15 protein-coding genes and 1 pseudogene are annotated in these 20,299 nt (G+C 57.2%); 1 reads left to right on the top strand and 15 read right to left on the bottom strand.

Annotated features, from left to right (window positions below):
- Positions 1–44: 44 nt before the first annotated feature.
- The 3 genes from argJ to ATI45_RS10820 form a co-directional block, all read right to left on the bottom strand.
- Positions 45–1,262, bottom strand: coding sequence for a bifunctional glutamate N-acetyltransferase/amino-acid acetyltransferase ArgJ (argJ, locus tag ATI45_RS10810; RefSeq protein ID WP_098419507.1), 1,218 nt, complete (start codon positions 1,260–1,262; stop codon positions 45–47).
- A gap of 117 nt (positions 1,263–1,379) precedes the next feature.
- Entirely contained in the window at positions 1,380–4,127 is a 2,748-nt protein-coding gene (gene secA, locus ATI45_RS10815) for a preprotein translocase subunit SecA (RefSeq protein ID WP_098419508.1), read from the bottom strand.
- 137 nt (positions 4,128–4,264) lie between these two features.
- Positions 4,265–5,197 carry a M23 family metallopeptidase gene (locus ATI45_RS10820; RefSeq protein ID WP_098419509.1) on the bottom strand — a complete coding sequence of 311 codons (933 nt, stop codon included), beginning with the start codon at positions 5,195–5,197 and terminating at the stop codon, positions 4,265–4,267.
- A gap of 147 nt (positions 5,198–5,344) precedes the next feature.
- On the opposite strand from ATI45_RS10820, the gene ATI45_RS10825 reads away from it, so the two are divergent.
- Positions 5,345–5,791: a DciA family protein gene (locus ATI45_RS10825; protein WP_098419510.1), complete on the top strand. Its 447-nt coding sequence runs from the start codon at positions 5,345–5,347 to the stop codon at positions 5,789–5,791.
- Between the two features lie 10 nt (positions 5,792–5,801).
- On the opposite strand, the gene lpxC is transcribed toward ATI45_RS10825, so the two are convergent.
- From lpxC to ATI45_RS10890, 12 genes and pseudogenes are all read right to left on the bottom strand, one after another.
- Positions 5,802–6,716, bottom strand: coding sequence for a UDP-3-O-acyl-N-acetylglucosamine deacetylase (gene lpxC / locus ATI45_RS10830; RefSeq protein WP_098419511.1), 915 nt, complete (start codon positions 6,714–6,716; stop codon positions 5,802–5,804).
- Positions 6,717–7,092: 376 nt separating this feature from the next.
- A pseudogene (ftsZ, locus tag ATI45_RS10840) lies at positions 7,093–8,079 on the bottom strand (cell division protein FtsZ); the annotation flags it as partial.
- 97 nt (positions 8,080–8,176) lie between these two features.
- Positions 8,177–9,412 carry a cell division protein FtsA gene (gene ftsA / locus ATI45_RS10845; protein ID WP_098419514.1) on the bottom strand — a complete coding sequence of 412 codons (1,236 nt, stop codon included), beginning with the start codon at positions 9,410–9,412 and terminating at the stop codon, positions 8,177–8,179.
- 36 nt (positions 9,413–9,448) lie between these two features.
- The gene (locus ATI45_RS10850) at positions 9,449–10,288 is read right to left on the bottom strand and encodes a cell division protein FtsQ/DivIB (RefSeq protein WP_098419515.1); all 840 of its coding nucleotides are present in this window, start codon (positions 10,286–10,288) and stop codon (positions 9,449–9,451) included.
- Positions 10,281–11,231 (bottom strand): D-alanine--D-alanine ligase, encoded by a 951-nt coding sequence (locus ATI45_RS10855; protein WP_179888456.1) that lies wholly within the window; start codon positions 11,229–11,231, stop codon positions 10,281–10,283. The genes ATI45_RS10850 and ATI45_RS10855 overlap by 8 nt, the downstream gene beginning before the upstream one ends.
- A gap of 46 nt (positions 11,232–11,277) precedes the next feature.
- Positions 11,278–12,738 carry a UDP-N-acetylmuramate--L-alanine ligase gene (murC, locus tag ATI45_RS10860; protein WP_098419517.1) on the bottom strand — a complete coding sequence of 487 codons (1,461 nt, stop codon included), beginning with the start codon at positions 12,736–12,738 and terminating at the stop codon, positions 11,278–11,280.
- Positions 12,731–13,816 carry an undecaprenyldiphospho-muramoylpentapeptide beta-N-acetylglucosaminyltransferase gene (gene murG / locus ATI45_RS10865; protein WP_098421722.1) on the bottom strand — a complete coding sequence of 362 codons (1,086 nt, stop codon included), beginning with the start codon at positions 13,814–13,816 and terminating at the stop codon, positions 12,731–12,733. Before murG ends, murC begins: the two co-directional genes overlap by 8 nt.
- Positions 13,809–15,011 (bottom strand): putative lipid II flippase FtsW, encoded by a 1,203-nt coding sequence (gene ftsW / locus ATI45_RS10870; RefSeq protein WP_098419518.1) that lies wholly within the window; start codon positions 15,009–15,011, stop codon positions 13,809–13,811. Before ftsW ends, murG begins: the two co-directional genes overlap by 8 nt.
- Entirely contained in the window at positions 15,008–16,354 is a 1,347-nt protein-coding gene (murD, locus tag ATI45_RS10875; RefSeq protein ID WP_098419519.1) for a UDP-N-acetylmuramoyl-L-alanine--D-glutamate ligase, read from the bottom strand. Before murD ends, ftsW begins: the two co-directional genes overlap by 4 nt.
- Positions 16,355–16,370: 16 nt before the next feature.
- Positions 16,371–17,456, bottom strand: a complete 1,086-nt coding sequence (gene mraY, locus ATI45_RS10880; protein ID WP_098419520.1) for a phospho-N-acetylmuramoyl-pentapeptide-transferase — start codon at positions 17,454–17,456, stop codon at positions 16,371–16,373.
- Entirely contained in the window at positions 17,441–18,820 is a 1,380-nt protein-coding gene (locus ATI45_RS10885; protein ID WP_098419521.1) for a UDP-N-acetylmuramoyl-tripeptide--D-alanyl-D-alanine ligase, read from the bottom strand. The genes mraY and ATI45_RS10885 overlap by 16 nt, the downstream gene beginning before the upstream one ends.
- Positions 18,817–20,298, bottom strand: coding sequence for a UDP-N-acetylmuramoyl-L-alanyl-D-glutamate--2,6-diaminopimelate ligase (locus tag ATI45_RS10890; protein ID WP_098419522.1), 1,482 nt, complete (start codon positions 20,296–20,298; stop codon positions 18,817–18,819). The genes ATI45_RS10885 and ATI45_RS10890 overlap by 4 nt, the downstream gene beginning before the upstream one ends.
- Position 20,299 lies beyond the last annotated feature (1 nt).

Raw genomic sequence — 20,299 nt, forward strand, 5'->3', positions numbered from 1 at the left:
TGCTGTCGCAGACGGTCGCTCAGGTATGTTCTTAATCACAGGCATCAGCTGCGGTAGTCGGCGTTGATGGTGACATAGTCGTAGGAGAAGTCGCAGGTCCAGACGGTCTCATACACTGCGCCTCGTTTGAGGTCGATGCGAATGGTGATTTCTTCCTGGTTCATCACCGCTTGGCCGCGTTCCTCCGAGTAATCGTCTGCCCGACCGCCATTGCGGACCAGACACACGTCTCCCAGGTAAATCTCCAGGGCGTTCAAGTCCAGGCCTTCGACACCAGCGCGGCCAACGGCGGCCAGAATGCGACCCCAGTTCGGGTCTGACGCAAACAGCGCAGTTTTAACCAGCGGCGAATGGGCGACCGTGTAGGCTACGTCCAGAGCTTCATTAACGGTCGCTGCGTGGTTAACCTCAATGGTCACAAACTTGGTTGCCCCTTCACCGTCACGCACAATGGCGTGGGCCAGATCCATATACACCTGGCGCAGAGCGTCTTTTAACGGCGCCAGTAGCGGGCTGTCAGCGGTTATTTCCGGGCCGCCGTAACATCCGCTGGCGATCAGCATGCAAGCGTCGTTGGTGGAGGTGTCACCGTCGATGGTAATGCGATTGAAGGACTGCTCACCCAGCTCCGAGGCCAGGGATTGCAAAACATCCGGCGCGACACGGGCGTCGGTGGCGATGAACCCCAGCATGGTGGCCATGTTGGGGCGAATCATGCCCGCGCCCTTGCTGATGCCGGAAATACTCACCGTATGGCCGCCCAAATCCACTTGCACCGATGCCCCTTTGGGGCGGGTGTCGGTGGTCATAATGCCGTTTGCCGCTTCGGCCCAGCGATCTACGCGGGTATCCGCCAGTGCATCGGGCAGCGCTGCGACAATTTTGGCCACCGGCAGAGGCTCACCGATCACGCCGGTGGAGAATGGCAACACCTGATGTTCAACAACGCCGGCGGCGGCTGCAAGAGCCTCGCAGCAGGCTGCTGCGTCGGCCAGGCCGCGTTCGCCAGTGCCCGCGTTGGCGTTACCGGTATTAATGAGCAGATAGCGCGGCGCGCCTGCAGCAAGGTGCTTGCGGCTAAGCGTAACCGGTGCTGCACAGAACTGGTTGCGGGTGAAAATTCCGGCTACCTGAGTGCCCTCAGCCAACGAAAATAATACGATATCTTTGCGGCCAGGCTTTTTAATACCGGCACTGGCAATGCCCAGTTCTACGCCTGTGATGGGAAAAAACTCGGGTAAGGTTCCGGGACCTACCGCCATGGTAATTCTCCTGACAAATAATGAATAAAGACTGCCCGCAGGCATTCAAAACGCAAAAACCCGCAGCCTGAATGAACCAGATTGCGGGTTGAAAATAGCTTTCAACAACAGTGCTGTTTAACTAATTTTGCCACAGCACTGCTTGAACTTCTTACCAGACCCGCAAGGACAGGGCTCATTACGGCCCACTTTTCGCTCGTTACGTACAAAGGTTTCCGGCATGGCCTGGCGTGAACTGTCGTGGCCACCGGCCTCTCCCCCGGCGCCAGCCTGAGCTGTTGCGCTGGTTTCGTCGTGGCGCAGACGAGCACGTGCCAGTTCATTCGCCAATGTCTCTTTACGCTGGCGCTCAATTTCTCCCAGCTCTTCCTGGCTTTGCACTTTAACGTGGCACAGCACCCGAATAACATCGCCCTTCATGGCTTCCAGCATACTTTCGAACAAATTGAAGGCTTCGCGCTTGAACTCCTGCTTCGGGTTTTTCTGGGCGTAACCACGCAGGTGAATACCGCGGCGCAGGTGATCCATATTCGACAGATGCTCTTTCCACAGGGTATCCAGTACCTGCAAAAACACCTGTTTTTCAAACTTACGCATGGGTTCCGCGCCGACCACCGCCTCTTTGGCGTCGTAAGCAATCACAATCAGCTCCAGAATTTTCTGGCGTAGACTGTCTTCATAGAGTTTGCTGTCTTCATCCAGCCACTGCTGGACCGGAAGATCAATGCCCATTTCCGACTGCAGCTGGACTTCCAAACCGGCAACATCCCATTGCTCCGGCATGCTCTGCGGTGGAATGTGAGCACTCACCAGGGTGTCTACTACGTCAGCGCGAATGGTTTTCACCATTTCCGACACGTCGTCTGAACCCATTACTTCGTTGCGCTGGTCGTAAATAACCGAACGCTGGTCGTTGGCCACATCGTCGTATTCCAGCAGTGTTTTGCGCATGTCGAAGTTTCGACCTTCGACTTTGCGTTGGGATTTCTCAATGGCGTTGGTAACCATGCGGTGCTCAATCGCCTCGCCGTTCTTCATGCCCATGGCCTGCATCAGACTCTTGACCTTATCCGGCGCAAATATCCGCATAAGGTTGTCTTCCAGCGACAAGAAGAAGCGAGATGAACCCGGGTCGCCCTGACGGCCGGCTCGACCCCGCAACTGGTTGTCAATGCGGCGGCTCTCATGACGTTCGGTGCCAATGATGTGCAAACCGCCGGCTTCCAACACGCTGTTGTGGCGTTCAGTCCACGCATCTCTCAATACCGCGCTCTGTTCGTCCGTCGGGCTATCGTGTCCTGCCAATTCATATTCCCAGTTACCACCAAGCACAATGTCAGTACCGCGGCCAGCCATGTTGGTGGCAATGGTAACGGCGCCGGGGCGGCCCGCCTGGGCAATAATCTGGGCTTCAGATTCGTGCTGTTTGGCGTTCAGGATTTTGTGATCGATCTGGGTTTTCTTCAGCAGACTCGCCAGGCGCTCGGACGCCTCAATGGACGCAGTGCCCACCAGAATGGGCCGACCTTCGGCGGTAACGTCTTTGATTTCGTCGATAATGGCGTGGAATTTTTCTTCTTCCGTCAGGTACACCAAATCGTTGTAATCGGTCCGCTGAATCGGTTTGTTAGGCGGAATGACCACTACGTCCAGGCCGTAAATCTGGCGGAATTCGAACGCTTCGGTGTCTGCGGTACCGGTCATGCCCGACAGCTTTTCGTACAGCCGGAAGTAGTTCTGGAACGTGGTGGACGCCAGGGTCTGGCTTTCTGCGTGAATTTTCACGCCTTCTTTGGCTTCAATCGCCTGATGCAGACCTTCACTCCAGCGCCGGCCCGGCATGGTACGACCCGTGTGCTCATCAACAATGACGACCTGGTCGCCTTGCACAATGTAATCCACGTTTTTCTGGAACAGGTTATGGGCCCGCAAACCTGAATGCACATGGTGCAGAAGACTGAGGTTGGCGGCGGAATACAGGTTTTCACCGGCTTTAAGCAGTTCCCGCTCCAGCAGCAGCTGCTCCACTTTTTCGTGACCGCGTTCGGTTAGCTCTACCTGACGGGTTTTTTCGTCAATCGTGAAATCGCCGGTAGGATCCCCCTCCTCTGGCACTTCACCTTTTTCCAGAATCGGGATAAGAATGTTAATCGCCTGATACATCTCCGAGCTGTCTTCGGCGGCGCCAGAAATAATCAGCGGCGTACGGGCTTCATCGATCAGAATGGAGTCAACTTCGTCAACGATGGCGAAATGCAGGCCGCGCTGAACTTTGTCTGCGGTACTGAACGCCATATTGTCGCGCAGGTAGTCAAAACCGAATTCGTTGTTGGTGCCGTAGGTAATATCAGCCTGATAAGCGGCGCGTTTTTCTTCGCTCGGCTGACCGGAGCTTACAACGCCCACTTGCAGGCCCATAAAGTTGTACAGCTTACCCATCCAGTCGGCATCGCGGCGGGCCAGATAATCGTTCACGGTGATTACGTGGACGCCTTTGCCAGACAAAGCGTTCAGATAGGCCGACGCGGTGGACATCAGGGTTTTACCCTCACCGGTTTTCATTTCGGCAATGCGGCCTTCATGCAGGGTAACGGCACCCACAAACTGCACGTCGTAATGGCGCATGCCCATGACTCTGCCACTGGCTTCGCGCACGCAGGCAAACGCCTCGGGCATCAGCTCGTCTAGAGCTTCGCCTTTTTGCAGGCGCTCACGGAATTCTGTGGTTTTTCCCTGCAACTCGCTGTCGGTCAGGCTGCCAAATTGCTCTTCAAGTTCATTAATACGCGCGGCAATCTTGCGCATTCGCTTGATTTCCCTGGCGTTCTTACTACCGAATACTTTCGTTGCAAGCTTTGTGAACATAGACCAATGCTTCTTTGATTAAACGGAGGAAGCCGGCATTCTACCTTTATTTAGCGGCGGGGCAAAAGCCACAGCCGGTGACAACAACGCCAGCCGACGATTCGGCGCTGCCAATCACATGTGCGTTACAGGATTTTCTAATGGCTGGCCCGCGCCATGTACTTCACCGGATCTGTCGTGCGGCCATGTTTCAGTACTTCAAAATGCACGTGGGGCCCGGTAGACCGGCCGGTACTACCCATCAGTGCCACCACCTGGGCTTTCTGGACCAAGTCACCGACTTTTACAATCACAGCTTTGGCATGGGCGTAGCGGGTAACCAGACCATCGCCATGGGCGATTTCCACCAGGTTGCCATAGCCGCGACGCTTGCCAGCCCAAGTAACAACGCCCGCGGCCACCGTAACAATGTCACTGCCGTCTTTGCCTGCCAGATCAACGCCGCCATGCCAGGTGCGTTTGCCGCTGAACGGATCCGTACGGTAGCCATAGTCGGATGACAGCCAACCCCAGGTAATGGGGCGGCCCTCAACAAAACGTTCATCATCCAATTTTTGCCGCGAGGCCAGCTTGTCCAGCAAACGCAACTGCTGCTCGCGGTTGTCTAAACGGTGTTCCAAGCGCTCAATCATCTCGCTTAGACCCGGCACGTTGTAAGACTCTGGCGGCAATAGCACTTCGGGGCCGCCCACGGGCGCCGGAGCGCTAAAATCAAACTCTTCGTTGTTCACCAGTCCACTTTCGACAAATCGTTGCCCCAAAGCGTCCAGCCGCAACAGGCGGTCCTGCATCGCACCCAGGCGTAGTGTCATGGCATCAACCTGATGCTGCACGTCTGTTTCAACCTGGGCCAGTGCGGCCTTCTGCTCCTGCAAGCGTGCCTGCCAGCGTACAACCAACTCGGCGCTAGCGGGGGTTTCAGCTTCAATTTTCGCCACCGCCAGCGTGTAGCCAGCCCAACTAGCAATGGCTGTCAGCACCAGAGCAAAAATCAGCAAGGCGAGTAAAAAACGGCGATTCAGTATGATGGCCGGAGGCGGGAGCGGATCAGAAACTCTGTTTGTCATCATAATGTGTGGTTGTTGCAGTGGATCGCAAACCGATGTTTAAAGCACCCGCCAGCGGTTACACTGGCTATGAACAGTCGGGGTGCTCACCTAAAAAAGAAGCAAAAGTGTACCCAATGGTTTACAGCTCAGTCGAGTACTCTGGTCGCAATGACGCCAAAAAATGAACAGAAAATGACTTTCGACCCATTCTCCGGGCCGGCCGGCTTACGCAAACTGGTGGCGCGGGCCGAGCAGCACCGGCTTGCTGAACAGGCGCTGCTGGCCGAATTACCGCCGTCGTTGCAGTCAGGTACGCGTTTTGTGAGCTGCCATGAGGGCGAACTTGTTCTTGCAGCAGACAGCGGGCCCAAAGCCAGCCAGATTCGCTTTCGCCAGCATGACATCATGGCTGCCGCGCGTAATCTGGAGTTATTTCGCTTTGTCTGGAAGCTGAAAGTAAAGGTGGTACCGCCGCGCTTTCAGGATAAGGCGATGGCCAATAAACTGCCGCTGAGTAAAGAAAACGCCCAGCTCCTCAAAGAGGAGGCCGGGCACACAAAAGACAAAGCGTTGCGCGAAATCCTGGAAAAGCTCGCCAGTCACGTTCGCGACTGACGATGGCTCTTCAAGCGCTGGCTAATACAGGTTTGACGTAAGAAATCGGAGCATTGGCTTCGTCATCAAAGGTAACTACTTCCCACGCGTCCTGCTCTGCAATAAGAAGACGTAGCAAGCGATTGTTCAGGTCGTGGCCGGATTTCACGCCACGGAACTCACCAATCAGGCTCTTGCCCAACAGATACAGGTCGCCGATAGCGTCCAGAACCTTGTGCTTGACGAACTCGTCGTCATAGCGCAAACCGTCTTCGTTAAGAATTTTGTAATCGTCAACAACGATGGCGTTGTCAACGCTGCCACCAAGAGCCAGGTTCATGGAGCGAAGTTTTTCAATATCGCGCATGAAGCCGAAGGTGCGGGCCCGACTGACTTCTTTCACAAACGAAGTGCTGGAGAAATCAACCGTGGCGCTCTGGGCACGGCCCTTGAAAGCAGGGTGATCAAAGTCGATGCCAAAGCTGACCTTGAAGCCTTCAAATGGCAAAAAGGTGGCGCTTTTATCGCCGTCTGTGATCGATACTTCACGCTTGATGCGGATAAATTTCTTGGCTGCGTCTTGCTCGGCAATACCGGCAGACTGCAGCAGAAACACGAAAGGCCCTGCCGAGCCATCCATGATCGGCACTTCAGACGCGCTCAGTTCAACAAAGCAGTTATCGATACCCAGGCCGGCCATAGCAGACAATAAATGCTCTACCGTTGACACCCGTACGCCGTCTTTCATCAACGTGGTTGACAGCATGGTCTCGCCGACATTTTCTGCACGAGCACGAATTTCGACCACAGGGTCCAGGTCGGTACGGCAAAAAATAATGCCAGCGTCAATGGGTGCGGGCTTCAGGGTCAGATACACCTTTTCACCCGAATGCAGCCCAATGCCGGTGGCGCGAATGGTGTTTTTCAGAGTCCGTTGTTTGATCATCGGTACATAGTTCCGTCGAAAAGGCGATACGCTAAGCAAAAAACTGCTCGGACAATATCAGAAAATACAACTGGCCACCATGAAAACGCCCTTTTCTGCTCAAAAAACAGCCAAAACGGGCCATAGGTAACCAGTGCACACTTTCCCGACTGAAGGTTTCAAACACCTGCCCCAGCCGGCTCTGGGTCACATTTGCACCAGTATATCAATCGGCCTGGCGGCGAAGGAATGCGGGAATATCGAGATAGTCCACATTCTGCTCTTCGCTGTCGCGACCCTGATCAAGCGCCGTATTGCCGGAAGCCACTGCGCGACGGCGCAGGATGGCCGGCCGATCCAGTTGGTTGTAGTCGGTTTTGCCATCCAGGGTGCGGCTATTATCGACCACCTTGGTCGGTTTTTCGCGACTGCCACCCAGGCCGGTAGCCACTACAGTCACCTTGAGTTCGTCAGTCAGGTCCTGATCAATCACCGTGCCCACAACCACGGTGGCCGTATCTGAGGCAAATTCGCGAATGATGTCGCCTACCTCGGCAAATTCGCCCAGGTTCAGGTTAATACCGGCGGTAATGTTAACCAGAATGCCCTTGGCCCCGTGCAGGTTAACGTCTTCCAGCAGCGGGCTGCGAATAGCGGCTTCGGCGGCTTCACGGGCACGGTTTTCACCGGTTGCGCGTGCAGTACCCATCATCGCCATGCCCATTTCGGACATCACCGTTTTCACGTCGGCGAAGTCGACGTTGATCATGCCATTGCGGGTAATCAGATCGGCAATACCCTGAACCGCGCCCAACAATACGTCGTTAGCAGACGCAAAAGCATCCAGCAGGCTGGTGTTCTTGCCCATCACCGACAACAATTTTTCGTTAGGAATGGTAATCAAAGAATCTACGCACTCCTCCAGCTCGCGCAGCCCGGCTTCCGCCACGCTCATACGTTTGCCGCCTTCAAACAGAAACGGCTTGGTGACTACGGCAACCGTCAGAATACCGAGCTCCCGTGCCACCTGAGCAACAACGGGGGCGGCACCGGTTCCGGTGCCGCCACCCATGCCTGCGGTGATAAACACCATATCGGCGCCACTGATGGCATCCGAAATACGGTCGCGGTCTTCCAACGCCGACTGGCGTCCTATTTCCGGGTTAGCACCGGCACCCAGGCCTTTGGTGATGGCACCACCGAGCTGAATGATTTGGCGTGCGTCCAGGTCTTTCAAGGCCTGGGCATCCGTGTTGGCGCAAATAAAATCAACACCTTCAATATCACTGTTAAGCATATGGCGCACGGCGTTACCGCCACCGCCACCCACACCGACCACTTTTATAACTGCGTTTTGCTGCACACTATCGACAAGTTCAAACATATCCCCACTCCTTCGTGCTTTAGTCAGCCTGTTTTCCGGCTGTTCTTTTTTAAAATTTGATGGTTCAAAACGGTTGCTGTTGTGCTTGTCTGGCGGCTCAGAAATGGCCGGTAAACCAGGCTTTCATTCGCTCAAACAGCGTGGGAGCATGCTCCCCCTTGAGCACCGATGCCCGCCCCAGATCCATTTGGCGGAAACCGTGTATCAACAACCCAACGCCGGTGGCGTAAATCGGATTGTTAACCACTTCCGTCATGCCCGACACGGCCTGCGGACAGGCCAGCCTGACCGGCATGTGGAAAATTTCTTCTGCTAGCTCAATCACGCCTTCCATGGTGGATGCGCCTCCCGTAATTACGATGCCCGCCGGGATTATGTCTTCAAATCCCGAACGTCGCAGCTCCGACTGCACCAGCATGAACAGTTCTTCGTAGCGCGGCTCAACCACTTCGGCTAAAGCCTGACGTGACAAGTCTCGCGGAGCGCGATCGCCGACGCTGGGCACTTTGATGGTTTCGTCCGCGCCCGCCAGCTGGGTCAGCGCGCAAGCGTATTTGATTTTGATTTCTTCGGCGTTCTGGGTGGGCGTACGCAACGCCATGGCGATGTCGTTGGTGACCTGATCACCGGCGATCGGAATCACAGCGGTGTGGCGAATAGCGCCACCGGTAAACACTGCGATGTCGGTGGTACCGCCGCCCATATCCACCACGCACACGCCCAACTCTTTTTCATCTTCAGTGAGAATGGCGTGGCTGGAAGCCAGCTGCTCAAGAATGATGTCGTCGACTTCAAGGCCACAGCGGCGAATGCATTTTTCAATATTCTGGGCGGCGTTCACCGCGCAGGTCACCAAGTGCACCTTGGCTTCCAGGCGCACGCCCGACATGCCCAGCGGCTCTTTAATGCCTTCCTGGTTATCAATCACGAATTCCTGCGGCAGTATGTGCAGAATTTTCTGATCGGCCGGAATGGCCACGGCCTGGGCTGCGTCAATGACCCGATCGATATCCGCCTGGGTCACCTCGCGATCACGAATGGCCACAATGCCGTGGGAGTTCAGGCTTTTGATGTGGCTACCGGCAATGCCTGCGTACACCGAATGAATGCGACAGCCGGCCATCAGCTCGGCTTCTTCCACCGCGCGCTGAATAGCCTGAACCGTGACTTCAATATTGACCACGACACCGCGCTTCAGCCCTTTTGAGGGGTTAGAGCCAACGCCCAACACCTCAATAGAGCCGTCCATTTTGCGCTTGCCGACAATGGCCACCACTTTTGAGGTGCCAATATCCAGGCCGACAATCATGTTTTCCGTTTCAACCGATGACATGTGTTCCACCAAACCCCAGGTCTGAATAAACCGTTGTTATGTTTTCGGAGTTGAGGCAGCCGTAACCGCCTTCCACTGCACCGCAACACCATTGGTGTAGCGCGCATCCACCCTACTGACTTCATCTGCCCGGGATGCCAGCCGGGCCTGATACACGGTCATAAACCGCTCAAAACGCTGCTCGACCTGGTCACGGCCCAGCACAACATCTATGCCGTTACTCAGGCGCAAGGTCCACGCCCCGCGCTGCTCCAGATTCAGGCCACTGAAGCCAAGGCCATAGCCAACCAGCTGATCACTTAACGCGCGAGCCATGGTGATCACATCCCGCACCCGCTCGTCAGGGCCGGACAGCAGCGGCAAAGCACCGGCCACTTGCGGGTTAGGTGGGCTGAACAGCTCGCCCGTGCGGCTAACCAGGCGGCCGTCACTCCAGTAGGCCAGCGGCTTTTTCTCGCGGATGTTGACCGTTAGACGGTCTGGCCATTCGCGCTTCACGGCCGCCGATTCAACCCACGGGCGCTGTTCCAGGCTGGCCTTGATCTCTTCCAGGTCGGTTGCGAAATAGCTGCCTCCAACCCAGGCCCCAAGGTGGCGCTCGAGGCCCACCTGGTTTTCGCCGACCAGCGCGCCATTCACGTCAATGGCCAAAATCTGCTGATCCATCGCCGCCAGTACTTTACTGGCGGCCCAGGGCACCAGTGCTGCCGTCAGGATCACCACAATACCCAAACCAAACTGCAACCAAGGCACGGCGCCAAAGACAGCCTTTAACACTGCGAACCGGTCATGCTGCGGGCCAAGGGTTGTTGCCCCCCGGCGTTGCGGCGGTTCGGACGGCAGTGTCCGAGTCCGGATCAGCAGGTTATCAAGCATGGCCCGGCTCTCCTTCTTGTTCTGCGCCGTTTTGCTCCAGAGTGTCGGCCAGAATGCGCACCACCAGTTCTTCAAAACTAATGCCCGCTGCCCGTGCAGACATTGGCACCAAGCTGTGTTCGGTCATTCCCGGCACGGTATTTACTTCCAGCAACCAGAACTTACCGTCAGCATCCTGCATAATGTCGACCCGGCCCCAGGTGCGGCAGCCCACAACCCGGAAGGCTTCCAGCGCTAACTGCTGAAGACGCAGTTCTTCGTCTGCTGATAGCCCACAGGGAATGCAGTAGCGGGTGTCGTCGGCCAGATACTTGGCGTCGTAATCGTAAAACACGTGATCGGTGCTCAGGCCGATAGCCGGTAGCGCGCGGTCTTGCAACAAACTGATGGTAAATTCCGGGCCTTCAATCCACTCTTCCACCAACACCGAGGTATCCAGCGCCGCAGCCGCCTGCCATGCCTGCACTAACTCGCCTGCACTGGTGACTTTACAGATGCCAATACTGGATCCTTCACGCGACGGCTTCACGCTCAGCGGCATGCGCAACTCAGCGGCGATACGGATGGCGTCTTCCGCAGACCCCATGGTGCGGAACTTGGGCGTGGCCAAACCGCAACCGGCGAATACGTACTTGGTGCGCAGCTTGTCCATGGCCAGAGCCGAAGCCATTACATCGCTGCCGGTGAACGGTATACCAGCCTGGGATAGAATTGCCTGCAACGTTCCGTCTTCACCACCGCGACCGTGCAACGCAATAAATACCCGGTCAAACTCGGGCTGCTCCACGGTTTTCAACAGACAACCCTGCACATCTATGCCAAAGGCATTTACACCCGCAGACAGCAGGGCCGAAAGCACTGCCTGGCCGCTTTTCAGGGACACATCGCGCTCGGCGGAATCACCGCCCATAAACACGGCCACCCGGCCAAATGCTTTCACCATGGCAGGGTCGGCCTGAAACGGCTGCAGTGCTGAATAGTGCTGCTGGTCACTCACCGCTTATCCCCCCTGTTGCTACCACTCCCGTTGTTGCCAGGCGGGCTGCCACGGCCCCGATATCACCGGCCCCTTGGGTTATCAGCAAGTCACCATCGCGCAACACGCTGGCCAACAGGCTTTCGATGTCTTTATTGTGTTCGACAAACACCGGCTCTACTTTGCCTCGCTGGCGCAGGCTGCGGCACAGGGCGCGGCCGTCACATCCGGGAATGGCTGCTTCGCCGGCGGAGTAAACGTCCATCAGCAGCAAGCCGTCCACCGTGGACAGCACTTTGACAAAATCTTCGTAAAGGTCGCGGGTGCGACTGAACCGGTGCGGCTGGTACAGCATGACCACGCGACGGCCGGGCCAGGCGTCACGGGCGGCACGAATGACCGCGGCGACTTCGGTGGGGTGGTGGCCATAATCGTCAACCAAAGTTATGGAACCCTTAGCGATCGGATAGTCACCGTACACCTGGAAGCGCCGGCCAACACCGGCAAAACCCGCCAAGCCACGGCCGATTGACGCGTCGTCAATGCCGTCATCGGTGGCCACGGCAATCACCGCCAGCGCGTTGAGCACATTGTGGCGGCCCGGCATTTTCAGCTCTACCTGCAAATCGGCCCGCGGCCCCGGGCGTTTCACCAGGAAGCGCGTGCGCAGGCCGTCGGCCTCAATGTTCTCGGCGCGGTAGTCGGCCTCCGGATTGTCAATGCCGTAAGTAATAATGGTGCGCGAAATACGCGGCAGTATTTCACGCACGTAGAGATCGTCGATACACATCACGGCCACGCCGTAAAACGGCAGGTTGTGGAGGAAATCAACAAAGGTCCGCTTCAGCTTTTCCACATCGCCACCGTAGGTTTCCATGTGGTCGGCTTCGATGTTAGTGACCACGGAAATCAGCGGTGTCAGGTGCAAAAACGATGCGTCGCTTTCGTCGGCTTCCGCGATCAGGTAGCGCGACCCGCCCAGCTTGGCATTGGTGCCGGCGCTGTTCAGCTTGCCACCAATCACGAACGTTGGGTCCAGACCTGCCTCGGCAAACACCGACGCAATCAGGCTGGTGGTGGTGGTTTTGCCGTGGGTTCCGGCAACCGCGATGCCGTGGCGATAACGCATGATTTCCGCCAGCATTTCCGCCCGCGGTACGATGGGAATGCGATTACTGCGCGCCGCAACCACTTCCGGGTTGTTGGACGCCACCGCTGAAGACACCACGACCACATCGGCTTTTTCAGTATTTTCGGCGCGATGGCCAATCTGTACATCGATACCCATGGCCGTCAAACGCTGGGTAACGGTACCGTGGCGCAAGTCAGAACCGGACACGTTATAGCCCTGGTTCTTGAGCACCTCGGCAATACCGCTCATGCCGGCGCCGCCAATACCGACAAAGTGAATATGGCGTATGCGGCGCATTTCCGGCACCTGATATACCAGTGGCAGTGTGTTGGCATCAGCCATTGGCGGCCTCCAGACAATAATTCACGACTCTCTCCGTTGCATCAATGCGGGCCAGCTTGCGAGCTGCCTGCGACATTATTAATACCCGCTCGCGATCATTTGCCAGATCGCCCAGGGTGTCTGCCAACAGCGCAGGGGTCAGGCGCGGCTGGGGTATAAGCAAGGCCGCACCGGCGCTAACCATCTGCTCGCCGTTGCGGGTTTGATGGTCATCCACCGCATGGGGGAAAGGCACCAGAATGGCGGCGCAACCGGCAGCGCAAAGTTCCGACACGGTTAACGCACCCGCGCGACACAACACCAGGTCAGCCCAGGCAAAGGCCCCGGCCATATCGGCAATAAATGGCTCCACGCTGGCCTCAACGTTCGCTGCCTGATAGGCATCGCGAGCGGCCTCGGCGTGATTCTCACCACACTGGTGGCGTACGTGCGGGCGACACTCGTCCGCCATTTGAGCCAGGGCCTGGGGCACCTGCTGATTGAACACCTGTGCGCCCAGACTGCCACCAACCACGAGTAACCGCAGTGGGCCTATGCGCCCCGCCAGACGTTCTGTTGGCGCTGTCAGCGCGGCAAAATCCGTGCGTACCGGATTGCCAGTGCAGCGGGTGACGGTTTTTGCATCAAAGCTTCCGGGGAATGCTTCCAGCACGATGTCGGCAAAGCGCACCAGCAGTCTGTTGGTCATACCGGCAACGGCATTCTGTTCGTGAATAACCAAGGGTGTGCCGGTCAATCTGGCCGCTAACCCACCGGGGCCGGTCACAAAGCCGCCCATGCCAACCACGCAGTGCGGGCGAATGCGCCGCATAATGGTGAACGCTTCACCCAGGGCACGCATCAGTTTGAACGGCGCTTTTATCAGCGCCAGCTTGCCCTTGCCGCGCAATCCAGAAACATGGATCAACGACATTTCAATATCGGTATCGGCAACCAGCCGCTGTTCCATGCCGCCAACGGCACCCAGCCAAAACACCTGATGGCCACGGGCCTGCAAGGCGCGGGCGGTAGCCAGCGCCGGGAACACGTGGCCACCAGTGCCGCCGGCCATCATCAAAAAACGCCGGGGTTCAGTCATAAGCAGCTCCTCCCCGGTGTTTTTTGCCGGCAGGCTCGGCTGCTGCCGTTGCAGCATCCAAGCGCTCCATCTCTATGCGTGCCAATATGCCCAAGCACACGCAGGTCATCATCAAACTGGAACCGCCGTAACTGACCAGCGGTAACGTTAGGCCTTTGGTAGGCAGCAAACCGGTGGCTACCGCCATGTTAATGGCCGCCTGCAAGCCAATCAGCAGGCTGATGCCATAGGCGAAACAGGCGGCAAATGGCTGCTTGGCCTGTTCTGCGCGGCGGGCAATCACAAAACCGCTGATCACCAGAATGGTAAACAGCGCCACCACTAACAAAGCCCCAATCAGGCCGAATTCTTCGGCAATAATGGCGAAAATAAAGTCGGTATGGGCCTCGGGCAGAAAGAACAGCTTTTGAATAGAATTGCCCAGACCGACGCCGGCCCATTCGCCACGGCCGAACGCAATCAGCGACTGGGTCAGCTGATAGCCGCTGTTAAACTGGTCTTGCCAAGGGTCCAGATAGCTCACCACGCGTTTCATTCGATAAGGCTCGGCAACTACTGCCAGGGCACCCAGTGCAGCCAGCGCCACTACTAGGGGTGCAAAGCGCATAAGGCTGACACCGCTAAGGAAAATCATGCCGGCGGCTGCGCCCACCAGCACCACGGTGGCGCCAAAGTCCGGCTGCACCATCAGCAAGCCCGAAGCCACGCCCATCACCGCCAGCGGCTTGATAAAACCGGGCCAGGTATTCAACAGCTCGTCGCGGCGGCGCACCACGTAGCTGGCCAGATAACCCACCAGGCAAAGCTTGGCGATTTCGGACACCTGAACGTTGAAAATACCAAACGAGATCCAGCGAGTAGAGCCGTTTACCGTGTGCCCCAGCGGCGTAAGCACCAGCGCCAAAACCAGCAACCCCACGCCCAGCAGCAACCAGCCGCTATTCTGCCACCAGGAAACCGGCACATTAACCACGATCAGAGCCAACATGCAGCCCAGCACCACAAACACAAGCTGGCGAAATATAAAGTGGTAACTATTGCCAAAGGTGGCACCGGCAATGTCCATGGACGCCGATGAAATCATCACCAGCCCCAGCACCATCAACGCAGCGGCGCTAACAATCAGCAATGGCAAGGGTTGCAGCGCTGAATGGCGATTGCTGTACACGGGCAATGCCGATTGGGCCTGAATCATAGCGCCTCCACCAGCGTGCGGAAGCGCTCACCGCGATCAATATAATCACGAAACATATCCAGACTGGCGCAGGCCGGCGACAACAACACCCTGTCACCCGGCTGCGCCAGCCTCGCGGCGCTTGCCACCGCGTCGGCCAAGCTGTTTTCAATGTGGGTTGCAGTGCCCTGCGCCAGAACGTCTTGCAGCTGCGCCGCATCACGGCCAATCAGCACCACCGCACGGCAGTGTAGACGCGCAGGTTCTGCCAGTGGGCTGAAATCGGCGCCTTTGCCATCACCACCAGCAATCAGCACAATTTTTCCCGCCACCGGTGCCAGGCTGTCGAGCGCGGCGGCTGTAGCGCCCACGTTGGTGCCTTTGGAATCGTTGATATATTCAACACCGTTGACCAGACGAATAGGCTCGCAACGGTGGGGCAAACCGTGAAATGCCCGCGCCGTCTTCAACATGCTGTCCATCGGCAAACCCGCCGCCTTGCCCAGACCAAGCGCCGCCATTACGTTGCTAAGGTTATGGCGGCCGATTAGCCCAAGTTCATCGGCGCGAATCAGATTATCCAGTCCCCAGGTTACCCAGGGGTGGCCACTGACACTGTCGTCACGGGTGCTAAAGGTCTCTGGGTTGACCCGGTTCATACCAAAGCAGACAAAGCGCAGCGTGTTCCGTGCCATGGGGGTACTTAGAGCGTCATCCAGATTCACAATGGCGTACTGGCAGCCCCGGAATATCCGCTGTTTGGCTTGGTAATAGGCCATTTTGTCTGGGTAACGGTCCATATGGTCGTCGCTGACATTGAGTACCGTGGCCGCCAGTGCATTCAGTTCATCCGTGGTCTCCAGTTGAAAGCTGGACAGTTCCAACACGTATAAGCGCGCACCGGTATTCAGCAAATCCAGCGCCGGAGTGCCAATATTGCCACCCACTGCAACCTGGTAGCCGGCATCACGAGCCATGTCGGCGACCAGCGTGGTGACTGTGGTTTTGCCATTGGAGCCGGTGATAGCAATAATCGGCGCATCGGCAGCTTCTGCAAACAGATCAATATCACCGCGAATACGCGCGCCACTGGCGGCGGCAGCAGCAATAGCGGGCTCGGCCACACTGATACCCGGGCTTACAATCAGTTCACTGAAAGCGCTGAAAAAGCCGCTGTCAAACGCGCCTAAATGCACTTCGACGTCAGGCCAACCGGCTTGCAGCTCAGCAAGGCCCGGTGGCGCCTCACGGGTATCCGCTACGGCCAGCTTGCGGCCTTGTGCTGCCAGATAGCGCACGCAGGAAAGCCCGGTTTTACCGAGCCCTACAATCAACGTGCGACGATCGGACACAATGACACCCATATTCGGCAACACTCCTTTATCTCAGTTTCAAACTGGCCAAACCAATCAACACCAGAACCACGGTAATAACCCAAAAACGCACGATAACCCGCGGTTCGGGCCAGCCCTTCAATTCAAAATGGTGATGCAGCGGCGCCATGCGGAAAATTCGCCGCCCGGTCAGGCGGAACGACGCCACCTGCAAAATCACCGATACGGTTTCCATCACAAACACGCCGCCCATAATGAACAGCACAATTTCCTGGCGTACAATCACCGCCACTATGCCAAGAGCTGCGCCCAGGGCAAGAGCACCGACATCGCCCATAAACACCTGCGCGGGATAGGTGTTGAACCACAAAAATCCCAGACCGGCGCCGACAATGGCGCCACAAAACACAATCAGTTCGCCGGTGCCAGGCAAGCGCGGAATCAACAGGTAATTGGCAAACTGGACGTGGCCCGACAGGTAGGCAAATATGCCCAGCGCCGCGGCTACCATGACCGTGGGCATAATCGCCAGACCGTCCAGTCCGTCGGTGAGGTTAACCGCGTTACTGGTGCCAACAATCACGAAATAGGTCAGCAGAATAAACAGCACCGGCCCCATGGTGAGCGACACCTGCTTGAAAAACGGCAGATACAGCGAGGTTTCCTGAGGTAGAGACGCTGTCATAAACAACGCGATAGCGGCACCGGCACCCACCACCGACTGCCAGAAATACTTCCACCGGGCCGGCAGGCCACGGGAGTTGCGCTCGACGACTTTGCGGTAATCATCTACCCAGCCGATAGCGCCAAATAACAGAGTGACCAAAAGGGTGATCCACACGTAGCGGTTGCTTAAATCTGCCCACAACAGGGTACTGACAGCGATGGCCACCAGAATAAGCGCGCCACCCATAGTGGGCGTACCGGCTTTGCTCAGATGGGTTTGCGGGCCGTCGTCGCGCACCGCCTGGCCAATCTGGTATTGCGCCAGCTTGCGAATCATCACCGGGCCCACCAACAGCGAAATCAGCAGCGCCGTCAGCGTGCCCAGAATGCCGCGCAGGGTGAGGTACTGAAACACCGTCAGCGATGTGAAGTACTGTGAGAGTATCTCTGTTAGCCAGAGCAGCATGTGCCATTCACCTTATTTTTTATTCCCTCCACCACAATCTCCATGGCGGAACTGCGAGAACCTTTCACCAGCACGGTGGCCGGTACCTGTATGTTTTTTAAAACGGCATCAACCGCCTGGTTGTGACTGGCGCAGATTTCGACCGTGGCACCAAAACCCCGGACGTAGCCTTCACAGCCCGGGCCTACCGCCAGCAGCCGCTCAATGCCCAGATCACGAGCGTATTGCGCTACTTCCTGATGTAGCTGGGCAGCCTGCTCTCCCAGTTCAGCCATGGCACCCAGCACCGCAATGCGCGGTGACGGGCGTTTTGCCAACACCGCCAGCGCGGCTTTGATCGACGCCGGATTGGCGTTGTAACTGTCATCAATAAGGGTCCAACCCTGCGCCAGTGGCTGTATGTGCAGGCGGCCTTTTACCGCTAGCACCTGTTCCAGCCCGGCTTTGATATGCTCATTGGTGGCGCCCAGTTCACGCGCTGCAGCGGCCGCCATAGCGGCGTTACTGAGATTGTGCTCACCTTCAAGGCCAAGCCGTACCTCGCAAAACCAACCCTCTGGCCCGCTGATCTGCAGCAGACCGCCGGCCCCGGCTGTGACCTTGTAATCAGCTGCAACATGGCCAACGCGACTTACGCTTGCCACACGGCGACGGCCGGCGCGGGCCAGCCACTGATCAAACGCCGGATCATCCCGATTAAGCACAACCAGGCCATCATCAGCCACGCCGTCAATGATCTCGCCCTTGGCAAGCACGATGTTCTGGTAGCTGCCAAAACCTTCAAGATGGGCCTGGCCCGCGTTAGTCAGAATCGCCACCTGCGGTTTCACCATCGTTACGGTGTATGCAATTTCATTAAGGCCACTGGCGCCCAGTTCGATCGCGCCAAAGCGGTGCTCAGGCGCCAGACCAAACAGAGTCAGCGGCACACCAATGTGATTGTTCAGATTGCCTTGGGTTATCAAAGCCGGGCCCATTTGCTGCAAAATCGCCCCGGTCATTTCACGCACCGTGGTTTTGCCGCTGCTACCGGTAATGGCAATCAGAGTCGCGTTGCTGGTTGCACGGTGTCTCGTTGCCAGCTCGCCCAGCGCGATCAAAGTGTCGCTGACCAGCAACTGGGGAAGGTCCACAGCGGCATCAATGCAATCCACGACAGCAGCGCTTGCGCCCTGCTCCTGCGCTTTTTGCAAAAACCGGTGGCCGTCAAAATTCTCACCACGCAACGCCACGAACAACTGCCCTGGCTGCAAGCTACGGGTGTCGGTGTTGACCGCGTTAAACGTTAATTTGTCCGGCCCGTCAAAACGACAGTCAGGCTGCAACCAATGAACGGCTTCCGCTAGCGAAAAAGAGCGCATCATGCTACTTCCTCCCGTTGTTTCAGAGCCTGGGTTACCTGCTCGCTGTCACTGAACGGGTGCTTGCAACCAGCAATATCCTGATAATCTTCGTGGCCTTTGCCAGCCACCAGCACCAGATCGTCCGGGCCGGCCAGAGCAAGGGCGGCAGCGATGGCCTGGGCACGACTGTGAATCAGCTGCACTTTTTCCGGGGCAGTAAATCCGGCCATAATATCGGCTGTGATAGCGGATGGTGTTTCAGTACGCGGGTTATCGTCGGTGACAATCACCAGATCAGCGCCGTTTTCAGCCTGTTGCGCCATTTCCGGCCGTTTGCCACTGTCACGGTCGCCGCCACAGCCGAAAACGCAAATCAACCGCCCGCTTACGTGGGGGCGCAACGCCCCCAACGCGTTGTTCAAAGCATCAGGGGTGTGGGCATAATCCACCACTGCCCGGGCACCGTCGCCGGCGGTAAATACCTGCAAACGTCCGGCCGGCGGCACTAGCCGGCAAACGCCCTGCTGCACTTGGGTTACATCAACCCCCAACGCCATCACTGTGGCAACCGCAGCCAGTACATTGCTGGCGTTGAACCGGCCCATCAGCGGCGCTTCAATGGTGAATTCGCCCCACCGACCGTCCAGCACGGCCCGAAAGCCGTTGTCCAAAGCGCAAAAATCTTTTACCCACAACTCCATTTTCGATTCGTGCAGACTGAAGCCCAGGCGCTCGCACTTGTCTTCAAGCTGCTGGTAAAGCGTGCGACCAAAAGGATCGTCGACATTAATCACCACAAAGCGCAACCCTTCATGGCTGAAAAGCTTGGCCTTAGCCTCACCGTAGGCGGCCATGGAGCCGTGATAATCAAGGTGATCCCGGGTCAGATTGGTAAACACCGCTGCCGTTAAAGTAAGGCGATCAATACGGCCCTGATCCAAAGCGTGGGAAGACACTTCCATAGCCGCAGCGCGGCCGCCGCTGGCCACAATGCCTGCCAGCACCCGATTGGCCTGCACCACGTCTGGGGTTGTGTGGGTCGCCGGCTGCAAAGCCTCGGGCATGCCGTTACCTAACGTGCCCATTAAGCCACAGGGCGTGCCCGCCGCTTGAAGTAGCTGTGCAATATACTGGGTTACCGAGGTTTTTCCGTTGGTACCCGTTACGCCAATCAACTGCAGGCGCTGTGACGGGTATTCAAAAAAACGGTCTGCAAGCTTACCCAGCCGAGCTTTTAATTCGGGCACCGGCACGATCAAGGCGCCGCTCCGCTCGCGGCACTCACCAGCCTGTTCAGATTCCAGCAAAACCACCGATGCGCCAGCGCGAATAGCGTCGTCTATATAATGTTCCGGCCCTGTATGAGCGCCCGCCAGCGCTACAAACGCATCACCGGTCCGCACTTTACGGCTGTCCGTTTGCAAACCGTGGATGGTCACGTCAAATACCGACGGCACCACAACCAAACCCTGCAACAGGGTACTTAGCGACGTTATCATG

Origin of the sequence: Marinobacter sp. LV10MA510-1, assembly GCF_002563885.1 — a bacterium.
Classification (GTDB): Bacteria; Pseudomonadota; Gammaproteobacteria; order Pseudomonadales; family Oleiphilaceae; genus Marinobacter.

What these genes read in the sequence shown, in the direction of transcription:
- ftsW (WP_098419518.1), bottom strand. Translation starts at nt 15,011, where the DNA reads ATGATTCAGGCCCAATCGGCATTGCCCGTGTACAGCAATCGCCATTCA.
- argJ (WP_098419507.1), bottom strand. Translation starts at nt 1,262, where the DNA reads ATGGCGGTAGGTCCCGGAACCTTACCCGAGTTTTTTCCCATCACAGGC.
- murG (WP_098421722.1), bottom strand. Translation starts at nt 13,816, where the DNA reads ATGACTGAACCCCGGCGTTTTTTGATGATGGCCGGCGGCACTGGTGGC.
- murD (WP_098419519.1), bottom strand. Translation starts at nt 16,354, where the DNA reads ATGGGTGTCATTGTGTCCGATCGTCGCACGTTGATTGTAGGGCTCGGT.
- ATI45_RS10855 (WP_179888456.1), bottom strand. Translation starts at nt 11,231, where the DNA reads ATGGTGAAAGCATTTGGCCGGGTGGCCGTGTTTATGGGCGGTGATTCC.
- ATI45_RS10885 (WP_098419521.1), bottom strand. Translation starts at nt 18,820, where the DNA reads ATGATGCGCTCTTTTTCGCTAGCGGAAGCCGTTCATTGGTTGCAGCCT.
- ftsA (WP_098419514.1), bottom strand. Translation starts at nt 9,412, where the DNA reads ATGTCATCGGTTGAAACGGAAAACATGATTGTCGGCCTGGATATTGGC.
- secA (WP_098419508.1), bottom strand. Translation starts at nt 4,127, where the DNA reads ATGTTCACAAAGCTTGCAACGAAAGTATTCGGTAGTAAGAACGCCAGG.
- ATI45_RS10825 (WP_098419510.1), top strand. Translation starts at nt 5,345, where the DNA reads ATGACGCCAAAAAATGAACAGAAAATGACTTTCGACCCATTCTCCGGG.
- ATI45_RS10850 (WP_098419515.1), bottom strand. Translation starts at nt 10,288, where the DNA reads ATGCTTGATAACCTGCTGATCCGGACTCGGACACTGCCGTCCGAACCG.
- ATI45_RS10820 (WP_098419509.1), bottom strand. Translation starts at nt 5,197, where the DNA reads ATGATGACAAACAGAGTTTCTGATCCGCTCCCGCCTCCGGCCATCATA.
- lpxC (WP_098419511.1), bottom strand. Translation starts at nt 6,716, where the DNA reads ATGATCAAACAACGGACTCTGAAAAACACCATTCGCGCCACCGGCATT.
- murC (WP_098419517.1), bottom strand. Translation starts at nt 12,738, where the DNA reads ATGGCTGATGCCAACACACTGCCACTGGTATATCAGGTGCCGGAAATG.
- ATI45_RS10890 (WP_098419522.1), bottom strand. Translation starts at nt 20,298, where the DNA reads ATGATAACGTCGCTAAGTACCCTGTTGCAGGGTTTGGTTGTGGTGCCG.
- mraY (WP_098419520.1), bottom strand. Translation starts at nt 17,456, where the DNA reads ATGCTGCTCTGGCTAACAGAGATACTCTCACAGTACTTCACATCGCTG.